The organism is Acetobacter sp. P5B1, from assembly GCF_018811985.1.
Lineage (GTDB): Bacteria > Pseudomonadota > Alphaproteobacteria > Acetobacterales > Acetobacteraceae > Acetobacter > Acetobacter cerevisiae.
Genome location: NZ_JACRVS010000003.1, coordinates 43668 through 60313, shown reverse-complemented (window position 1 = coordinate 60313; position 16646 = coordinate 43668). Strand labels below are relative to the sequence as shown.

Annotated in this window: 16 protein-coding genes; 13 read left to right on the top strand and 3 right to left on the bottom strand. The window is 60.0% G+C overall.

The genetic code is table 11. The annotated features are described in order from the left end of the window. Window positions 1-109: 109 nt before the first annotated feature. The 3 genes from KP703_RS03020 to KP703_RS03010 form a co-directional block, all read right to left on the bottom strand. On the bottom strand, window positions 110-751 hold the full coding sequence (locus KP703_RS03020) for an RDD family protein (protein WP_062248646.1): 642 nt from the start codon (window positions 749-751) through the stop codon (window positions 110-112). Window positions 752-784: 33 nt separating this feature from the next. After that, complete coding sequence (gene argJ, locus KP703_RS03015) at window positions 785-2029, bottom strand: bifunctional glutamate N-acetyltransferase/amino-acid acetyltransferase ArgJ (RefSeq protein ID WP_215753765.1); 1245 nt, start codon at window positions 2027-2029, stop codon at window positions 785-787. A gap of 69 nt (window positions 2030-2098) precedes the next feature. After that, window positions 2099-3043 (bottom strand): peptidylprolyl isomerase, encoded by a 945-nt coding sequence (locus tag KP703_RS03010; RefSeq protein WP_062141377.1) that lies wholly within the window; start codon window positions 3041-3043, stop codon window positions 2099-2101. Between the two features lie 236 nt (window positions 3044-3279). Between KP703_RS03010 and secA the strand changes: the two genes are divergently transcribed. From secA to tilS, 13 genes are all read left to right on the top strand, one after another. After that, window positions 3280-6003, top strand: a complete 2724-nt coding sequence (gene secA, locus KP703_RS03005; protein WP_062248641.1) for a preprotein translocase subunit SecA — start codon at window positions 3280-3282, stop codon at window positions 6001-6003. A gap of 34 nt (window positions 6004-6037) precedes the next feature. Then, complete coding sequence (locus KP703_RS03000) at window positions 6038-6787, top strand: YebC/PmpR family DNA-binding transcriptional regulator (protein ID WP_062141372.1); 750 nt, start codon at window positions 6038-6040, stop codon at window positions 6785-6787. A 2-nt stretch (window positions 6788-6789) separates the two neighbouring features. After that, entirely contained in the window at window positions 6790-7296 is a 507-nt protein-coding gene (ruvC, locus tag KP703_RS02995; protein WP_043550325.1) for a crossover junction endodeoxyribonuclease RuvC, read from the top strand. Continuing rightward, the gene (gene ruvA / locus KP703_RS02990; RefSeq protein WP_062248639.1) at window positions 7293-7901 is read left to right on the top strand and encodes a Holliday junction branch migration protein RuvA; all 609 of its coding nucleotides are present in this window, start codon (window positions 7293-7295) and stop codon (window positions 7899-7901) included. The genes ruvC and ruvA overlap by 4 nt, the downstream gene beginning before the upstream one ends. Next, a complete protein-coding gene (ruvB, locus tag KP703_RS02985) occupies window positions 7898-8977 on the top strand; it encodes a Holliday junction branch migration DNA helicase RuvB (RefSeq protein WP_043550322.1) in 1080 nt (359 codons plus the stop codon). The genes ruvA and ruvB overlap by 4 nt, the downstream gene beginning before the upstream one ends. Next, window positions 8974-9387 (top strand): YbgC/FadM family acyl-CoA thioesterase, encoded by a 414-nt coding sequence (locus tag KP703_RS02980; RefSeq protein ID WP_043550321.1) that lies wholly within the window; start codon window positions 8974-8976, stop codon window positions 9385-9387. Before ruvB ends, KP703_RS02980 begins: the two co-directional genes overlap by 4 nt. Before the next feature lie 117 nt (window positions 9388-9504). Next, the gene (gene tolQ / locus KP703_RS02975) at window positions 9505-10224 is read left to right on the top strand and encodes a protein TolQ (protein ID WP_043550320.1); all 720 of its coding nucleotides are present in this window, start codon (window positions 9505-9507) and stop codon (window positions 10222-10224) included. Between the two features lie 3 nt (window positions 10225-10227). After that, window positions 10228-10659 carry a protein TolR gene (gene tolR / locus KP703_RS02970; protein WP_025827084.1) on the top strand — a complete coding sequence of 144 codons (432 nt, stop codon included), beginning with the start codon at window positions 10228-10230 and terminating at the stop codon, window positions 10657-10659. 34 nt (window positions 10660-10693) lie between these two features. After that, window positions 10694-11686, top strand: coding sequence for a hypothetical protein (locus KP703_RS02965; RefSeq protein WP_062141364.1), 993 nt, complete (start codon window positions 10694-10696; stop codon window positions 11684-11686). 23 nt (window positions 11687-11709) lie between these two features. Beyond that, window positions 11710-13071: a Tol-Pal system beta propeller repeat protein TolB gene (gene tolB, locus KP703_RS02960; protein WP_062248635.1), complete on the top strand. Its 1362-nt coding sequence runs from the start codon at window positions 11710-11712 to the stop codon at window positions 13069-13071. A 737-nt stretch (window positions 13072-13808) separates the two neighbouring features. Beyond that, a complete protein-coding gene (pal, locus tag KP703_RS02955) occupies window positions 13809-14291 on the top strand; it encodes a peptidoglycan-associated lipoprotein Pal (RefSeq protein ID WP_062141360.1) in 483 nt (160 codons plus the stop codon). 138 nt (window positions 14292-14429) lie between these two features. Next, complete coding sequence (locus KP703_RS02950; protein ID WP_215753764.1) at window positions 14430-15296, top strand: hypothetical protein; 867 nt, start codon at window positions 14430-14432, stop codon at window positions 15294-15296. A 56-nt stretch (window positions 15297-15352) separates the two neighbouring features. After that, window positions 15353-16636: a tRNA lysidine(34) synthetase TilS gene (gene tilS, locus KP703_RS02945; RefSeq protein ID WP_215753829.1), complete on the top strand. Its 1284-nt coding sequence runs from the start codon at window positions 15353-15355 to the stop codon at window positions 16634-16636. The last annotated feature ends 10 nt before the right edge of the window (window positions 16637-16646 follow it).

The following is a 16646-nucleotide window of genomic DNA, read 5'->3' as shown; positions in this document are numbered from 1 at the left end:
GTCAGGAAAGGGGCACACTACAGGCCCCCTGTGTGAAGAAATGGTAAGGGGCAAATCTGGCGGTAACAAGGTGCGCAGCCGAAGGCCTGATGTGCCGCCAGATGGGGGACTACATACGGCGGTCGAACGTGACGATCTGGCTGTTTTCCGCGCGAAGGACCAGCGTTCCGGCAATCAGATCATGCAGTCCCTGTTTCTGGCGCGTGAAGGCCACCATCAGCACCCCAATGTGGAAGAAGGGGAAGGAGATGAACGCCTTGATCAGGAACCGCACAGTCGCCCGCGCAATGGAAATGCGCTCACCCTGCAGGGTGGTGACTTCCAGCTGACACAACCGCTTGCCCGGTGTGGCGCGGAAGCGGGAGGACTCAAACAGAATGAAATACAGGGCCGGGACCAGCGCCATCAGGAGCCCCGGCAGATGCCAGTGACCGACCTGAATATGGGGGATGAGCACGGAAATGGTGTCAGGCTGCACGCGTTGCGCAATGTCCACCACATCCACGGTCTGGCCGGAACTGTCAGGGATGGGGAGTTCTTCCCACTGGACCTTGAAGTCCGGCAGGATGAAATATCCCAGAACGGCATCCATCGCAGTGAGGATAATGCTGTCGATAAGGAAGGCCCAGACGCGCCACCAGAACCCGGCATAAATCCAGACAGGCTGGCTACCATTCCCTTGTGGGAAACCTGCCCCGTTTTGTGCGCCAGACGGTTGCCCCCAGCCGGGAGGAAAAGCGGAAGAAGACATCAGGCCTGTTCCTTAAAGCGCGATGAAGCGCGGTCAGCTCCGGTATGATCCATTGATATCAATATAGCCGTGGGTCAGATCACAGCTCCATGCGCGGGCTTTGCCATCGCCAAGACCGAGATCCACGTCGATGTCGATTTCATGACCCTTCATGTGGGCCACAACCGGCGTCTCATCATAGCCGGGCACAACAGTGCCTTCACGCGCAATGCACACACCGCCGATGGAGACGGACAGCGTATCGCGGTCTGCCGGTTCTCCGCATTTGCCAACGGCCATCACGACACGGCCCCAGTTGGCGTCTTCCCCGGCGACAGCGGTTTTCACCAGCGGAGAATTGCCAATGGCCATGGCGACGCGCCAGGCGGAGTCGTCAGAAACGGCACCGGTTACGGTGATGGTCATGAGCTTGGTTGCCCCTTCGCCATCCCGAATAACAAGCTGGGACAGATCATGCAGCACGGCCTGCAGGGCCTCACGGAAATCCGTCAGGGCTGCGGCGTTGGCCTGCGTGCTGGCGGAAAGCTCATCATTGCCAGCAGCACCGGTGGCAAACAGCAGCACCATGTCCGAGGTGGAGGTATCCGAATCAACCGTAATGCAGTTGAAGGTCGTTTTGACCCCTTCGGACAGCAGGGCTTGCAGAACAGAGGCAGGCAGGGCGGCATCGGTGGCGACAAAAGCCAGCATGGTGGCCATGTCTGGCGCGACCATGCCGCTGCCTTTGGCGATACCCTGAATAATGACATCCGTGCCGTTCAGCTTTGCGGTGCGCACGGCGGCTTTGGGGAAGGTATCTGTGGTCATGATGCCACGGGCGGCGGCTTCCCAGCCATTTTCAGAGAGTGCGTCATGCAGGGCGGGGAGAGCCGCCGTCATGCGCTCATGCGGCAGAATTTCACCAATAACGCCGGTGGAGGCGAGGTAAACCGCCTGCGGCGTGCAGCCAGCAAGCTGGGCGGCTGCCTCAGCCGTGGCCTTACAGGTTTCACGGCCCGCGCGGCCGGTGAAAACGTTGGCGTTCCCGGCATTGACCACGAGGGCGCGGGCTTCCCCTGTGGGGAGGCTGTCGCGGCACCAGTCAACCGGTGCGCCGGGGCATTTGGAACGGGTAAAGACACCGGCCACCGTGGTGCCCGGTGCAAATTCAGCCAGAACAAGATCAGTCCGGCCTTTGTAGCGAATGCAAGCTTCAGCTGCGCCAAGGCGCACCCCGCGCACCTCCTTCAGTTCCGGAAGAGGCCGAGCGAGGGGGGAGACGGGGAGAGCGTGCGCCATAACGCGAAGTCCTTGGAAGCGGCAAACCCCGCCAGCAGGCTGGCGGGGCTAGTCAGTCTGGAGTGAAAATTATTTTTTTGCAGGGGCAGCGGCAGGAGCGGGAGCGTCCGGCAGCGGCTTGCCTGTGGTGGGATCAAAACGCACGATCTTGACGCCTGCGGTTGCTTTGGCGACGGCTTCACGCACGTATTTCTGGATCAGAGACTGACGGATCTTGCCCTTGACGGAATCCAGAGACGGGATCGGGTCCGTGCGCGTGTCGAGCACCTGAATAACATGGAAACCATACTGGCTCTTGACCGGGGTGCTGCTGATTTCGCCCTTTTTCATGGCGAAAGCGGCATCGGAGAACGCCGGGATCATGTCCTGTTTCTTGAACCAGCCGAGGTCGCCGCCATTCTGCTTGGCGCTGCCCGTATCGGTGGATACCTGAGCAGCCAGCTTGGCGAAGTCTTCACCCGCTTTGAGTTTCTTGATGACGTCCTGTGCTTCGGCTTCCGTCTTCACCAGAATATGGCGGGCATGCACTTCCTGTTCCGGCGGCTTGCCAGCATAGTTCTGCTGATAGTCAGCCTGAATTTCGGCATCGGTCAGGTGCGGCATGACTTCGCGGGAGAGCCAGGCGTTCTGCAGGGCGTTGGCTGCAGCGGCATCCATGATCTTTTTCACTTCAGCAGACTTGTCCAGGCCATCCTTGTGGGCGGCAATCTGGATGGCTTTCTGGTCTGCCAGCTGGTTGATCAGCATCGGGTAGATCACGTTGGGGGGCAGCTGACGCATCTGGTCAGGCATGTTGCCGACTGCGTCCTGCACGTCCGCAATCGTGATTTTCTCACCGTTGACTGTCGCGACAACCGCCTTGGGATCTGCCGGGGGAGCTGCGGGAGCTGAGGCCTGCGGGGCAGGAGCTGCTGCCGGGGCCGTAGCCGGGGCTGCAAAAGAGGGTGCAGAAAGAACGGCTGAGGCAATCAGGGCCGTGGCTGCAAGAGCTGAGGCCTTGGTGGAAAAACGCATGAGGACAAACCTTAAACAAAGGAAAATTGCTCAATCATCTATGAAGGAGGCTATTCTGCCCTGCAAGCCCTCTGACCTGCCCTGAGGGAAGAAACACGGCTGATTGGTTGACCGAAACGGGTCCGGGTCCTATTTTGCAGCCGAGCCACTCCATGCTGATGTTCTCCTCATGTTTTCGCCGGTCTGGTTCCGGATGGAAAACAGGAGAAATCGCGCATTGTCCCGGAAAGGTTTTCATGCTCGCAAGCTTCGTCCGCGCCCTGTTCGGCACTGCCAATGACCGGACGCTCAAGATGTTCCAGCGCCGCGTGCCGGAAATCAACGCCCTGGAACCCCAAATGCAGGCGCTGGACGACGCTGCTTTGGCTGCCAAAACCGGAGAATTCCGGGAACGGCTGGCCAAAGGGGCTACTCTGGATAACCTTCTGCCAGAAGCCTTTGCTGTCACGCGGGAGGCGTCTCGCCGTGTGCTGGGGATGCGCCACTTTGATGTGCAGCTGATTGGCGGCATGGTGATGCATGCAGGCAAGATTGCCGAAATGCGCACCGGTGAGGGCAAGACCCTTGTCGCCACGCTGGCCGTCTACCTCAGCGCACTGGCTGGTAAAGGCGTGCATGTGGTGACGGTGAACGACTATCTCGCCGCGCGTGACGCCGCCGAGATGGGGCGGCTGTATAATTTTCTTGGCCTGACCACGGGCACAATTGTGCCCAACATGCCCGATGAAGCGCGTCGGGAAGCTTACGCCGCGGACATCACCTACGGCACCAACAACGAATTCGGCTTCGACTACCTGCGCGATAACATGAAATATCGCCTGGAAGAGATGGTTCAGCGCCCCTTCTACCACGCCATTGTGGATGAGGTGGACTCCATCCTGATTGACGAAGCGCGGACCCCGCTGATCATCTCCGGCCCGGCTGAAGACAGCTCAGACCTCTACCGCTCTGTGGACGAAGTCGTCGCGCAGCTGGTGCAGGACCCTGAAACCTTTGACAAGGATGAGAAGTTCCGCAGCGTTGTGCTGACGGATGCCGGGTCCGACAAGGTTGAGGAACTGCTCCGCGCCGCTGGTGTGCTGGATGAAGGCGGGTTGTATGACCTGCATCATGTCGCCGTGGTACACCATGTGCAGCAGTCCCTGCGGGCGCATACGCTGTTCTCACGGGATGTGGACTACATCGTGCGGGGCGGGAAAGTCGTCATTATTGACGAATTCACCGGCCGTATGATGGAAGGCCGCCGGTATTCCGATGGCCTGCATCAGGCGCTGGAAGCCAAGGAGCATGTGGAGGTTCAGCAGGAGAACCAGACCCTCGCCTCCATTACCTTCCAGAACTTCTTCCGTCTTTACCCCAAGCTCTCCGGCATGACCGGAACGGCCATGACCGAGGCCGACGAGTTTGCTGAAATCTACAAGCTGGATGTGGTGGAAATTCCCACCAACCGTCCGGTGGCCCGTAAGGATGAAGACGACGAGATCTATCTGACGGAAGCCGAAAAGTTCGGTGCGGTCGTCAAGCTGATCAACACGGTGCATGAGCGCGGCCAGCCTATTCTGGTCGGCACCACGTCCATTGAGAAAAGTGAAGCGCTGTCTGAACTGCTGAAGCAGGAAGGTATCCCCCATAACGTGCTGAACGCCCGTTTCCATGAAATGGAAGCGAAGATTGTCGCGCAGGCCGGGGCTCCCGGTGCCATTACCATTGCCACCAACATGGCGGGCCGTGGGACGGACATCAAACTGGGCGGCAACGTGGAAATGCTGATCGGCCAGGAGCTGGACGGCATGGAAGAGGGGCCGGAACGCGATGCCGCGGCGCAGGCAATCCGGGAGCGCGTTGCGCGTGACCATGATATTGTCAAAGCGGCAGGCGGTCTGTTTGTGATCGGCACCGAGCGGCATGAAAGCCGCCGGATTGATAACCAGCTGCGTGGTCGTGCTGGCCGTCAGGGTGACCCGGGTAACTCACACTTCTTTATCTCCCTGCAAGATGACCTGATGCGGATTTTCGGGTCTGACCGTATGGGCGGCATGTTCCAGAAAATGGGCATGAAGGAAGGGGAAGCCATTGTTCACCCCTGGCTGAGCAAGGCGCTGGAACGGGCGCAAAAGAAGGTCGAAGCCCGCAACTTCGACATGCGCAAAAACACGCTCAAATATGATGACGTGATGAACGACCAGCGTAAGGAAGTTTACGCGCAGCGCCGGGAATATATGGCGACAGAAGACGTCTCCGGTATTGTTAATGAAGCGCGGGAAGATGTGGTGGATGCCATGGTCGCCCGCCATATCCCCGAAAAATCCTTTGCTGAGCAGTGGGATGTCGAGGGGCTGACCAAGGCCGCGCAGGAAACTCTGGCGCTGGATCTGCCCATTGCGGAGTGGGCGAAAGAAGACGGGATGGACGCTGAGGAAGTGGCAAACCGGATTAGTCAGGCTGCCATACAGGCCCAGGCTGCCCGTGCTGCCAACCTCGGCCCGGATCTGATGCGCTTTATTGAAAAGCAGGTGCTGATGACCACCTATGACGGGGTGTGGAAAGAGCATCTGCATGCGCTTGATCAGCTGCGTCAGGGGATTGGTCTGCGCGCCTATGGTCAGAAAGATCCGCTGAACGAGTACAAGCACGAAGCCTTCCAGCTGTTCACCATCATGCTGGAAGAGATGCGCGAGCGTGTGGTCTCTCTGATGGCGCGGGTAGAAGTGGCACCGCAGGAAACTGTGGACCCGTTTGCCAACACGGCTGAAATTCACGCCAGCCCGGAAATTCCGGGATTTGCATCTGAGGCCGGCCCCGGTCTTTCCCCCGGAGCCGCACCGGAAATGGCAACGCCCATCGGTGCAAGTGCAATCATGCCGGATGATCCCTCAAGCTGGGGGGAAACACCGCGCAACGCACCATGCCCATGCGGGTCAGGGAAGAAATATAAGCATTGCCACGGCCGTCTGGTTTAAGACGCGCCGGGGCCGACGGACAGGGTAAGAGAAAATGGCGGGTCATTCCCAATTTAAGAACATTATGCATCGCAAGGGCGCGCAGGACGCCAAGCGGTCCAAGCAGTTTGCCAAGATCATCCGCGAACTGACTGTAGCGACCCGCTCCGGCCTGCCTGACCCGGCATCCAACCCGCGCCTGCGGTCCGCCATTACGGCCGCTCGTGATGTCAACATGCCCAAGGACACCATTGACCGCGCCATTAAAAAGGCGTCCGGCGCTGCGGGTGGTGAAGACTATATTGAAGTGCGGTACGAGGGTTACGGCCCGGCGGGTGTAGCTGTGATTGTTGAAGGTCTGACCGACAACCGCAACCGTACGGCGTCTGATGTGCGCGCAGCCTTCTCCAAATACGGTGGCTCTCTGGGGGAAACCAACTCCGTTTCCTTCATGTTCCGCCGTCTGGGTGTGATTACCTACCCGCTGTCCGTTGCGTCTGAAGATGAGATGCTGGAAGCCGCGATTGAAGCCGGTGCGGAAAACGTTGTCTCTTCCGACACGACGCATGAAATCACCTGTGAGGTCGAAGCCTTCTTCACCGTCCGGGATTCTCTGGAAACCCGCTTTGGTGAGCCGGAAAGTGCCAAGCTGGACTGGCGTCCGGAAAACACGGTCAGCCTTGATGAAGAAAAGGCCCGGACCCTGTTCAAGCTGCTGGACGTGCTGGAAGATCATGACGACGTGCAGAACGTCTATGCCAACTTTGATCTGTCGGACGAGCTTGCCGAAAAGCTGTCAGCCTGACGGTGGTACGCCTGCTCGGCATTGACCCCGGCCTGCGCTTTACAGGCTGGGGGGTGATTGATGTCGAGGGTAATCGGTTGCGGCACGTCGAAAACGGCGTGATCGCAACCAACAGTGCGGACAGTGTGCCAGACCGGCTGAAAGTCCTGCATGAAAACCTGACAATCCTGATTGACCGCCTCAACCCGGCGGAAGCCGCGGTGGAAGAGACGTATGTCAATCGCAACGGCACGGCCACGCTCAAGCTGGGCTATGCCCGCGGTGTGGCGTTGGTGGTTCCGGCACTGGCCGGCCTGCCGGTGGCGGAATATGGCGCGTTGGCCGTCAAGAAGGCCGTGGTTGGCACAGGGTCTGCGGATAAAGATCAGGTTGAAATGATGGTGCGCCGCCTCCTGCCGGGGGTTAAGGTGGCACGGGCTGATGCGTCGGATGCGCTGGCAATCGCCATTTGCCATGCCCACCATCGGGCCAGTGCCCGCCATATTGCAGCCGGGGTAAGAATGGCATGATTGCATTTCTGAGCGGACTGGTCATTCAGGTGGAGTTGGGGAGCTGCGTGATCGACGTGAATGGCGTCGGTTATCTGGTCGCGGCCTCCACCCGCACTCTTGCGGCTCTGCCGAACCCTCCCGAAAAAGCCCGCGTGCTGATTGAAACCGTCGTGCGGGAAGACGCGATTCTGCTCTACGGCTTTGTAGAAAGTGCAGAGCGCGAGTGGTTTCGCCTGCTGACCAGCGTGCAGGGCGTGGGCGCAAAAGTCGCGCTGGGGATGCTTTCCACCCTGTCTCCGGGTGAACTGGTCGCGGCCCTTACAACATCGGACAAAGCCTCTCTGACCCGCGCCCCCGGTGTGGGCGGCCGTCTGGCAGAACGTATTCTAACAGAACTGCGGGACCGTGCGGCCAAGATGCCCGGTGGCGGCGGGGGCATTGTGGTGCCTGCCAGCGCCACGCCAGGTGGCGGGATTGAGGCTGATGCGTTGCTGGCACTGGCTGGGCTTGGGTTCCGTCGGTCGGAAGCGGCTCCCGTTATCAAACGGTTGATGGACGAACAGGGGGCTGCCGCCTCGCTGGACACCGTGTTGCGGGATAGCCTGAAAGCTCTGGCGCGATGAGCGGCGCAGAATTTACCCCGGAGCGGGAGATTGATCCCTCCCGCCGGGATGAGGATGGAGCGGAAGCTTCTCTCCGTCCGCAAACACTGGCCGATTTTACCGGCCAGAAATCCAGCCGTGAAAATCTGTCGATTTTTATTGCCGCAGCCCGCCAGCGCGGCGAAGCGCTGGACCATGTGCTGCTGCACGGACCGCCGGGGCTGGGCAAAACCACGCTGGCGCAGATTGTCTCACGGGAACTCGGGGTTGGCTTTCGGGCAACTTCTGGCCCAGTGATTCAGCGGGCCGGGGACCTTGCCGCCATTCTGACCAATCTTCAGCCGCGTGATGTGCTGTTTATTGATGAAATCCACCGTCTTCAGCCCGCTATCGAGGAAATTCTTTATCCCGCGATGGAGGATTTTCAGCTCGATCTGATTATCGGGGAAGGCCCGGCAGCCCGCTCCGTGCGGATTGATCTGCCACCTTTCACCCTTGTGGCAGCTACCACCCGCGCCGGACTGCTGGCGACCCCGCTGCGGGATCGGTTTGGTATTCCTCTGCGGCTGGTCTTCTACACCCCGGACGAATTGCGGGCCATTGTGGCGCGGGGAGCGGAAAAGCTCGGCTTTAATCTGACAGAGGCCGGGGCGGAAGAAATCGCCCGGCGCTCTCGTGGCACACCGCGTATTGCGGGCCGCCTGCTGCGTCGCGTGCGGGATTTTGCCGCCGTGATCGCTCCCGGCGGTGCGCCCGTCAGCCGAGAAGTGGCCGATGCGGCCCTCAGTCGGCTGGAAGTGGATGCGCTGGGGCTGGACGCCATGGACAGGCGTTACCTGCGCCGCATAGCAGAGTATCACCACGGTGGGCCGGTTGGGGTGGAAACACTCGCTGCGGCTCTGGCAGAAGCGCGTGATACACTGGAAGATGTCATTGAACCGTATCTGATTCAGGAAGGGCTGGTTCTGCGCACCAGCCGGGGGCGTGTGCTGGGAGAGCGTGGCTGGCGTCACCTTGGCCTGACACCGCCTGCGCAACCGGATGAACCGCGCTCTGCCCAGATGGATCTTTTGCCTGACGAAGAGGACGGCGCATGACCACACATGCAATCGATTTCCGTATTTATTATGAGGACACCGATGCCGGGGGCATCGTCTATCACGCCCGGTATCTGGCGTTTGCCGAACGGGCGCGGACGGAAGCCATCCGCAGTCTTGGCATGCCAGCAGCCTCTCTGCTGAGTGACTACGGGCTGGTGTTTGTGGTGCATGACGCCACCATCAACTACCGCGTGCCGCTCAAGCTTGATGATGTAGCGACGATCACCACCCGCCTGCTGGAAGAAGGGGCGGCAAGCTGCCGGCTGGAGCAGGTCTTTACCCGCGATGGCGTTTTCTGTGCCCGCGTGGACGTAAGGCTGGCCTGCGTGCGGGCAGAAGATGGTCGTCCTGCCCGATTCCCGCCATTATGGCGTGATCTTTTGCGAGGACTTGCGGCTGAGGTCTAGTCGGCCTCTTCTGCTTTTGCGCGGAAGACAGTAAAAACAGCACGACCGGGACGCGTGGAGCCAAGCCCGAGTCGCAGACAGGTTGCCCGGGACGGGTGCTAGAGGCAGGAGGCGTTTTTGGATCGTGCGGTTGACGCGGCAAATCTCGGCGTAGCAGCGGCGGGAGACCTGTCGGTGTGGGGGCTGTTTATGAATGCCTCCCTGATGGTCAAACTGGTCATGCTGGGACTGGTGTTCTGTAGCGTGATGGTCTGGGCCATTATTTTCGATAAAATTGTGACGTTGCGGCGGATCAACAAGCAGGCAACCGCCTTTGAGGATCGCTTCTGGTCCGGTGGTAGCCTGGATGATCTGTATGAAAGCGATGGCGCCAAGCCCGTCCATCCGCTGGCTGCCGTTTTTGGTGCCGCGATGGGAGAATGGCGTCGTTCTGCCCGTATTCCCGGTGTGGATCTTGTGCGCGGTGGCGTGAAGGAACGTGTGGACCGTGCTATTGGCATTACGGTCACGCGTGAAATGGACCGCCTGCGTCGCTGGGTAATCTTTCTGGCAACGGTTGGCCCGGTGGCTCCGTTTGTCGGTCTGTTTGGCACCGTCTGGGGGATCATGCATTCCTTCAGCGCTATTGCCGCCATGCACAATACCAACCTGAGCGTTGTGGCTCCCGGTATTTCTGAAGCTCTGTTTGCGACGGCCATCGGCCTGCTGACCGCCGTGCCGTCCTACGTGGCGTATAACGTCATCAGCAACAGTCTGGACCTGTTTCAGGATCGGCTGGAGGGCTTTGGCACCGAGTTTGCGGCCATTCTGTCCCGCCAGTCCGAAGAAAGGGCCTGAGTCATGGGCATGCCGTCAGGAGGGAGCGGGCGCCGTCGCAGGCGTCCGATGGCTGAAATCAACGTGACGCCGATGGTCGACGTCATGCTGGTTCTGCTGATTATCTTCATGGTCACATCCCCCATGCTGACCAGCGGCGTGAATGTGGATCTGCCCAAGACAGACGCCAAGCCTGTCAATTCCGATACGAAGCCCATCACCGTGTCCATTCGCGCGGATGGCAGCCTGTATCTGGGGGATTCTGAAGTGTCGCCCGAGCAGCTGGTTGCCCAGCTGAAGGCTGCTTCCAACAATGACCCGTCACACCGCATCTTTGTGCGCGGTGATGCCCATATCGATTATGGCCGTGTGATGCAGGTTATGGGGCAGGTGACAGAAGGCGGCTTTACTCATGTGGCTCTGCTGGCGCAACAACCCGCCAGCAGCGGCCATTAACTCACTCTCCTGCGCAGAGAGGCGGAGAAATTTCATGGTGCGGCCACGCCGTTCCGAACAGACAGTGCTGAGGCGCTGTCTCTATCTGTCCGGCGGAGCGCATATTGCGTTCCTGCTGGCCCTGCTGGTTTCTCTGCCCCCGCCTAAACCGGAGGAAGAACCTCCTCCGGTGGTGGAAATGCAGTTTGAGGCCCCGGAAGACTCCGGTGGATCTCCGGCCAAGGCCAGCCAGCCTTCTTCCAAACCCACACCACCGGCTCCTGTGCCGAATGATGCGCCCCCCACGCCGGAGCCCCCCAAGGAAGCCCCGAACGAGGAAGCGCCGCCTCCGCCACCACCGCCCCAGCCGGTGCCGCCTCCGCCTGTGCCGGAATCTGAAAAGCTGCCGGATACGCCCGTGCCGCCCAAAGCGGATGAGCCGTCTCCCGATGTGGTGAAAACGCCGCCGTCCCCGCCGACGCCGCCCAAGACGACGCCGAGTGTGGCCCCGCCGTCTCCGGTTACGGAACCGACGGACACGCTGCCGGACACGCCCACGCCGTCGCACATCACACAGCCCAACAAGGCCAAGAAAACGCAGGAAGAGTCGCATTCTCTGTTGGAAACGCTGGATTCTTTCCGGTCCGACACCAAGCAGACGCATGCGCCCAAGGCCAAGGCTAACCCTGCGCAGGGTGGGGCACCCGATGGGGGTGGTTCGCCCAACGGGGATATTACCCGCAGCCTGTCCGCTGGTGAGCAGAAGGCTATCGGCGGGGCCGTGCGCCGTTGCTATACGGAAGATACGGCGGCCAAAAATTATGCCACTTTTGTCGCGCACCTGATTGTGACGGTGGATGCCACGGGTGAGGCTCGTATTGTGCAGTTTGCTCCGCAGACGCAGGCGCAGATGAATGCTGACTCCTCATACCGGGCGCTGGCGGAACGGGCGCGGGCAGCAGTGCTGAGCCCCACCTGTTCCAGGCTGCCTATCCCCAAAAACCTTCTGGGCCAGACCCGGCAGTTGAAATTTGTGTTCAGGCCTTGATCAGGCCACCTGGAGGAAAACCGATGCTTACGAGTACACGACCGCTTATTTCTGATCAGGAAGCCGACACACTGGTGGCGGCCCTTGGCCGCCGCACGCTGATGGGAGCCAGTGTGGCCGCTGGTGGTCTGCTGATGACCCCGCTGCCCGGTATGGCCGCCACGGCTGCCCCGGAGGCAGAAATTACGGTTGATCAGGCCCGCACGGCGCCGATCCCCATTATTGTCCCCAACTTTGGCGGAGGCCTTGGCGCGCAGATTGCGGAAGTGCTGACAAACGATCTGACCAATACCGGGCTGTTCAAGGTCATTCCCGGTGGGGCTGGTTCTGGCACGCCGGATTTTGCCAGTGCAAAGTCCATGGGCGCGCGGGCGCTGGTAACCGGCAGTGTGACGGGCAGCGGTTCTGTCCGCGTAGAAATGCGCCTGTGGGATGTGCTGACCCACCAGCAGATTCAGGGCACGGCCTATACGACCACTTCTGCCAACTGGCGACGGATTGCGCATATTGTAGGTGACGTTATTTACGAGCGCATGCTGGGTGAAAAAGGCTACTTTGATACCCGTATCGCTTTCATCTCCCGTTCCGGTGCGCGTGCGCATCAGGCGACCCGTCTGGCGATCATGGATCAGGATGGAGCCAACAGCCGTATGCTGACGGCGGGCAAATGGCTGACCCTCACACCGCGCTTCAGCCCGGTGAAGGATCAGGTGGCGTTCATGTCCTACGCCAACAACCGTCCGCGCGTGTATCTGTTTGATCTCGGCAGTGGCCGCCAGCAGATTCTGGGTGAGTTTGCAGGCATTTCCTTCGCACCGCGGTTCTCTCCGGACGGGCGTTCTGTTGTGCTGTCTGTGACACGCAATGGTGGATCTGATCTGTTTGTGGTGGATCTGGCGTCCGGCTCTCGCCGTCAGATCACGTCTTCCGGCGCGATTGATACCAGTCCGTGCTACAGCCCGGATGGGTCTCAGATTGTGTTCAACTCTGACCGTGGCGGCAGCCCGCAGCTTTATATCATGAGCGCTTCTGGCGGTGGTGCGAAGCGGATTTCCTATGGCCACGGCACATATGGCTCTCCCGTCTGGTCTCCGCGTGGGGATTTGATCGCCTTTACCCGTATCGCCAATGGTAGCTTCTCTCTGGGGGTTATGAATCCTGATGGCACGGGTGAACGCATCATGACCGAAGGCTTCACGGTGGAAAGCCCGAGCTTCTGCCCTAATGGTCGTGTGCTGGCCTATTGCCGCCAGAGCCGTGCCGGAGCAGGGGGCGCAGGCTTTAGCTCCTCCATCGGCATGGTGGATATTACCGGGTTTAATGACCGCGTTCTGCCCACGCCGGGGCAGGCGTCCGATCCGGCGTGGTCACCGCTCAACGGATAAGTCTGTTTTGTCATAAAACGGTGCAAAGCCCCGGATGAAAGTCCGGGGCTTTTTTTGCGTTTCCAAGAATACTTGTGTTTGATTTTTTGCCTGAAGCTTTTGAGGGCACCGAGGGCCAGATGTTGTTCTGCGTTAAGAGCGGCTTTGCTTTTTTTCTTTGAAGACTGAATTTCGTGGCATGCTCTGAAATGGAGCAACCATTGGTCATTCCATGCCTGAAAAATGGTCGCAAAAAGAGAACGTCTTCGAGTCGGTTGGCCTGACAGGGCGGGTAAAAATAATCCCGGACTCTGTCTTTATGGTTTTTTAAAGGACAGTCTTCCAGATTAATCACAAAAAAGAGTGATGGATGACTACTCAAGATCAGGGAGTAGTTCCGTTTTTCTTAATAAAGCCACAGTATGAAAGAAGCATAAAAACTGCCGCAAATGCGTCGCAGAAGCATTGCTCAGCGCCCCGGGGTAATTCGCTGATAAATTCTGAACTGCGGTAAAAACCGGAGTGCAGAGGGGGCTCTGTGTCTATTCAGCATCGCTTTTGCCAGGTCAGCTATGCCAAAAACAGATCCCGCTTGACCGGAGGAATGAGCTATGGCTTAGGGCAAGGTGGTCTCCACAGTTCGTCGGCTCTTCGATGGTTTTCGGAGGGGAGCAGAGGAATGCGCGGGGATACAGGCATTAAGCTGTTTTTTCTCTCCGAATAGTTCCTGTTGGGAACTAATTCTCAGGATCCGACACATGAGACTGAAATATATTGCTGCGCTTAGCATGGTTGCCCTTCTCTCTGCCTGTGCGCACGAGAAGGCAAACACCGGTGACTCCAACGGCGCAGCGACTACCGCTGTCCAGCCGAGCGGCCCTGTCCCCGGCAGTGAAGAAGATCTGGTTGCCACCGCGGGTGACCGCGTGCTGTTCGCTCTGAACAAAAGCGGCCTGACCTCCGAGGCACAGGCAACACTGGACAAGCAGGCTTCCTGGCTGGCTCAGTATCCGCAGGTGAACGTTGAAGTCGCCGGTAACTGCGATGACCGTGGCACGGAAGAATACAACATTGCTCTGGGCCAGCGCCGCGCCAATGCAGCCCGTGACTATCTGGTTGCCAAAGGCGTTGCGTCTTCCCGCATCTCCACCATCTCCTACGGTAAGGACCGCCCGACCCAGGAAGGTGATGATGAAAGCGCATGGGCCCAGAACCGTAACGCAATTACCGCCGTTCACTAAGGTCTGGCGTTTTTCGCGTTTGAGTCGACAGGGCAGGTCGGGTGAGTTTCACCCGGCCTGTTTTTGTATTTCCTGTCTTGTTTTCCGGGGAGGAATGGTGAAATCCTTGCCCGCTTTTAAGGAAAGGGTGAGGTCTTGATGAAACACGGGTTGATGACGTCCGTTGCTGCGCCGTGGCGTGTTCTGGCCTTGTGTCTGCCTGTTGCTGCTGTGCTGGTGGCCTCAGCCCCGGCAGCTCATGCGCAGGATGTGACCAGCCGTGAAGGGCTTGCGCTGCAAAACCAGATTATGGCGCTCAAACAGTCCATGAGCCAGATGCAGTCTTCCGGCAGCACACTGGCTCCCCCGTCCGCCACACCAGCGCCCGCTTCTTCCGGTAATGGGGATCTGACAGCCCAGCTGCTGGACCGGGTCAACACGCTGGAACAGCAGCAGCGCGACATGCGCGGTGAGATTGACCAGCTGACCAACGAGCTGCAACAGAAGTCCGCGGCTCTTTCCAAACAGATTGCCGATAACCAGTTTGCGGCCCAGAATGGCGGGGGCGGTGCAGCTGCTCCAGCTGCTGCCGCCGCAGCGGGAGCCGCAGGTGCAGCTTCATCAACATCGCATACCACAGCGACTACGCCGGATGCGCTGCTGGCCAGTGGCAAGGCCGCCCTGCAGAAGCGCGATTACGCCACAGCGCATGAGAATGCGGAGGAAGCCCTGAAGAACGCCAAAGGCAGCTTCAAAGTTGATGCGCAGTTCCTGCTGGCTCAGTCTCTGGCGGGTGAAAAGCAGTATCGTCAGTCTGCCGTGGCGTATTATGACGCCTATCGTCAGTCCCCCAAAAGTACCCGCGCTCCGGATGCTCTGCTGGGGGTAAGTGCTTCCCTGCTGGCTCTGGGTGACAAGAAGGCGGCCTGTCAGGCGCTCGGGAAGCTGAAGACAGAGTTCCCGTCTCCCACGCAGCGTGTGTCTCATGCTGCGGAGATTTACGCCGGTCGGGGCGGCTGCCAGTAATCTTGACGCAGTTTCCCGGCAGGGCGGGAGAGGCCGAGACGCAGCCTTGCTTCGCCCTGCCGGATGATCCCTTTTCTGAAGCCCCGGTCTCTCCGGGGGCATTTATTGCCCGGATAGAACAGCTGGGGCCATGGCTGCCAGATGATCCGGCTTTGCCGCCGGTCGGGGTGGCCGTTTCCGGGGGCGGAGACAGTTTGTGTCTGGCCTGGCTTGCGCGGCACTGGCGGAAAAATCTTCTCGCCTTTGTGGTGGACCACGGACTGCGCGCCGAGTCCGCAGAAGAAGCCCGGCTGACCGTGCGGCGGCTCACCGCCATGGGTGTGCCTGCTCGCCTCCTAACCCTCACAACACTGACCAAAGGCCCCGGTATTGCGGAACGCGCCCGGCAGGCGCGCTATGCCGTGCTGGCGCAGGCCAGCCGGGAGGCGGGGTGTCTGGATCTCCTGCTCGGTCATCAGGCGGATGATCAGGCTGAAACCATTCGTATGCGTCAGGAGGCGGGTAGTGGGCCGGATGGTCTGGCGGGGATGGGCTGGGTAACGGCTTTGCCAGATGTAAGGCTTGTGCGGCCTCTTCTCAGTGTCTCACGGCAGGCGTTGCGTAACACGTTGCGGCAGGCTGGGCGGGCGTGGGTAGATGATCCCTCCAATCAGGATATGCGGGCCGAGCGGGTGCGGGTCAGGCACAGCTTGCAGGTGCAGGATACGCGACACACTTTATGGCAGACGGGCGTTAAAACTGGTGCCGCGCGGATGCAGCGGGACGCTGAGCGGGCTGCCGTTCTGGCCAGACAGGTCACGCTCAGGCCGGAAGGCTGGGCCTGCTTAGGGCCAGACCTGCCGGAACCGGAAATCCTGTCTGGCCTTATTCGGTGTGTGGGCGGCTTGATCTATCCCCCATCTCCGATTGCCGTGGCCCGATTACAGGCAGCGGAGCAGGAGGCCACGCTGGCTGGCGTGCAGCTGATGCGCGGGCAGGCGGGCTGGTTTCTGGTGCGGGAAGCTGCCGCTATGGCAGCTCCCGTTCGGGCGGAGGCGGGCGCGCGGTGGGATAATCGTTTTGAACTCAGGCTCCCTCCTGCCGTTTCTGGTGAGGAGCTATGGATTGGTCCGGCAGGGTTGGGGCTGGAGCGTAAGGAGCGTCAAGGCTGGCCCGCTCGCTTCTGCGCGACGCTGCCCGCGCTATGGCGAGGGGACCGGCGTGTGGCCGTGCCGCATCTGGGCTGGTGTCTGGAAGAGGGGCTCAACCAGACTCATTTTCTGTTCCAGCCACCGGTTTCCGTCACGGGCAGCGGCGTGTATGGCTGGCCGGAGAGGAAAGTGGACCAGCCTCACACCTGATAATAAATGT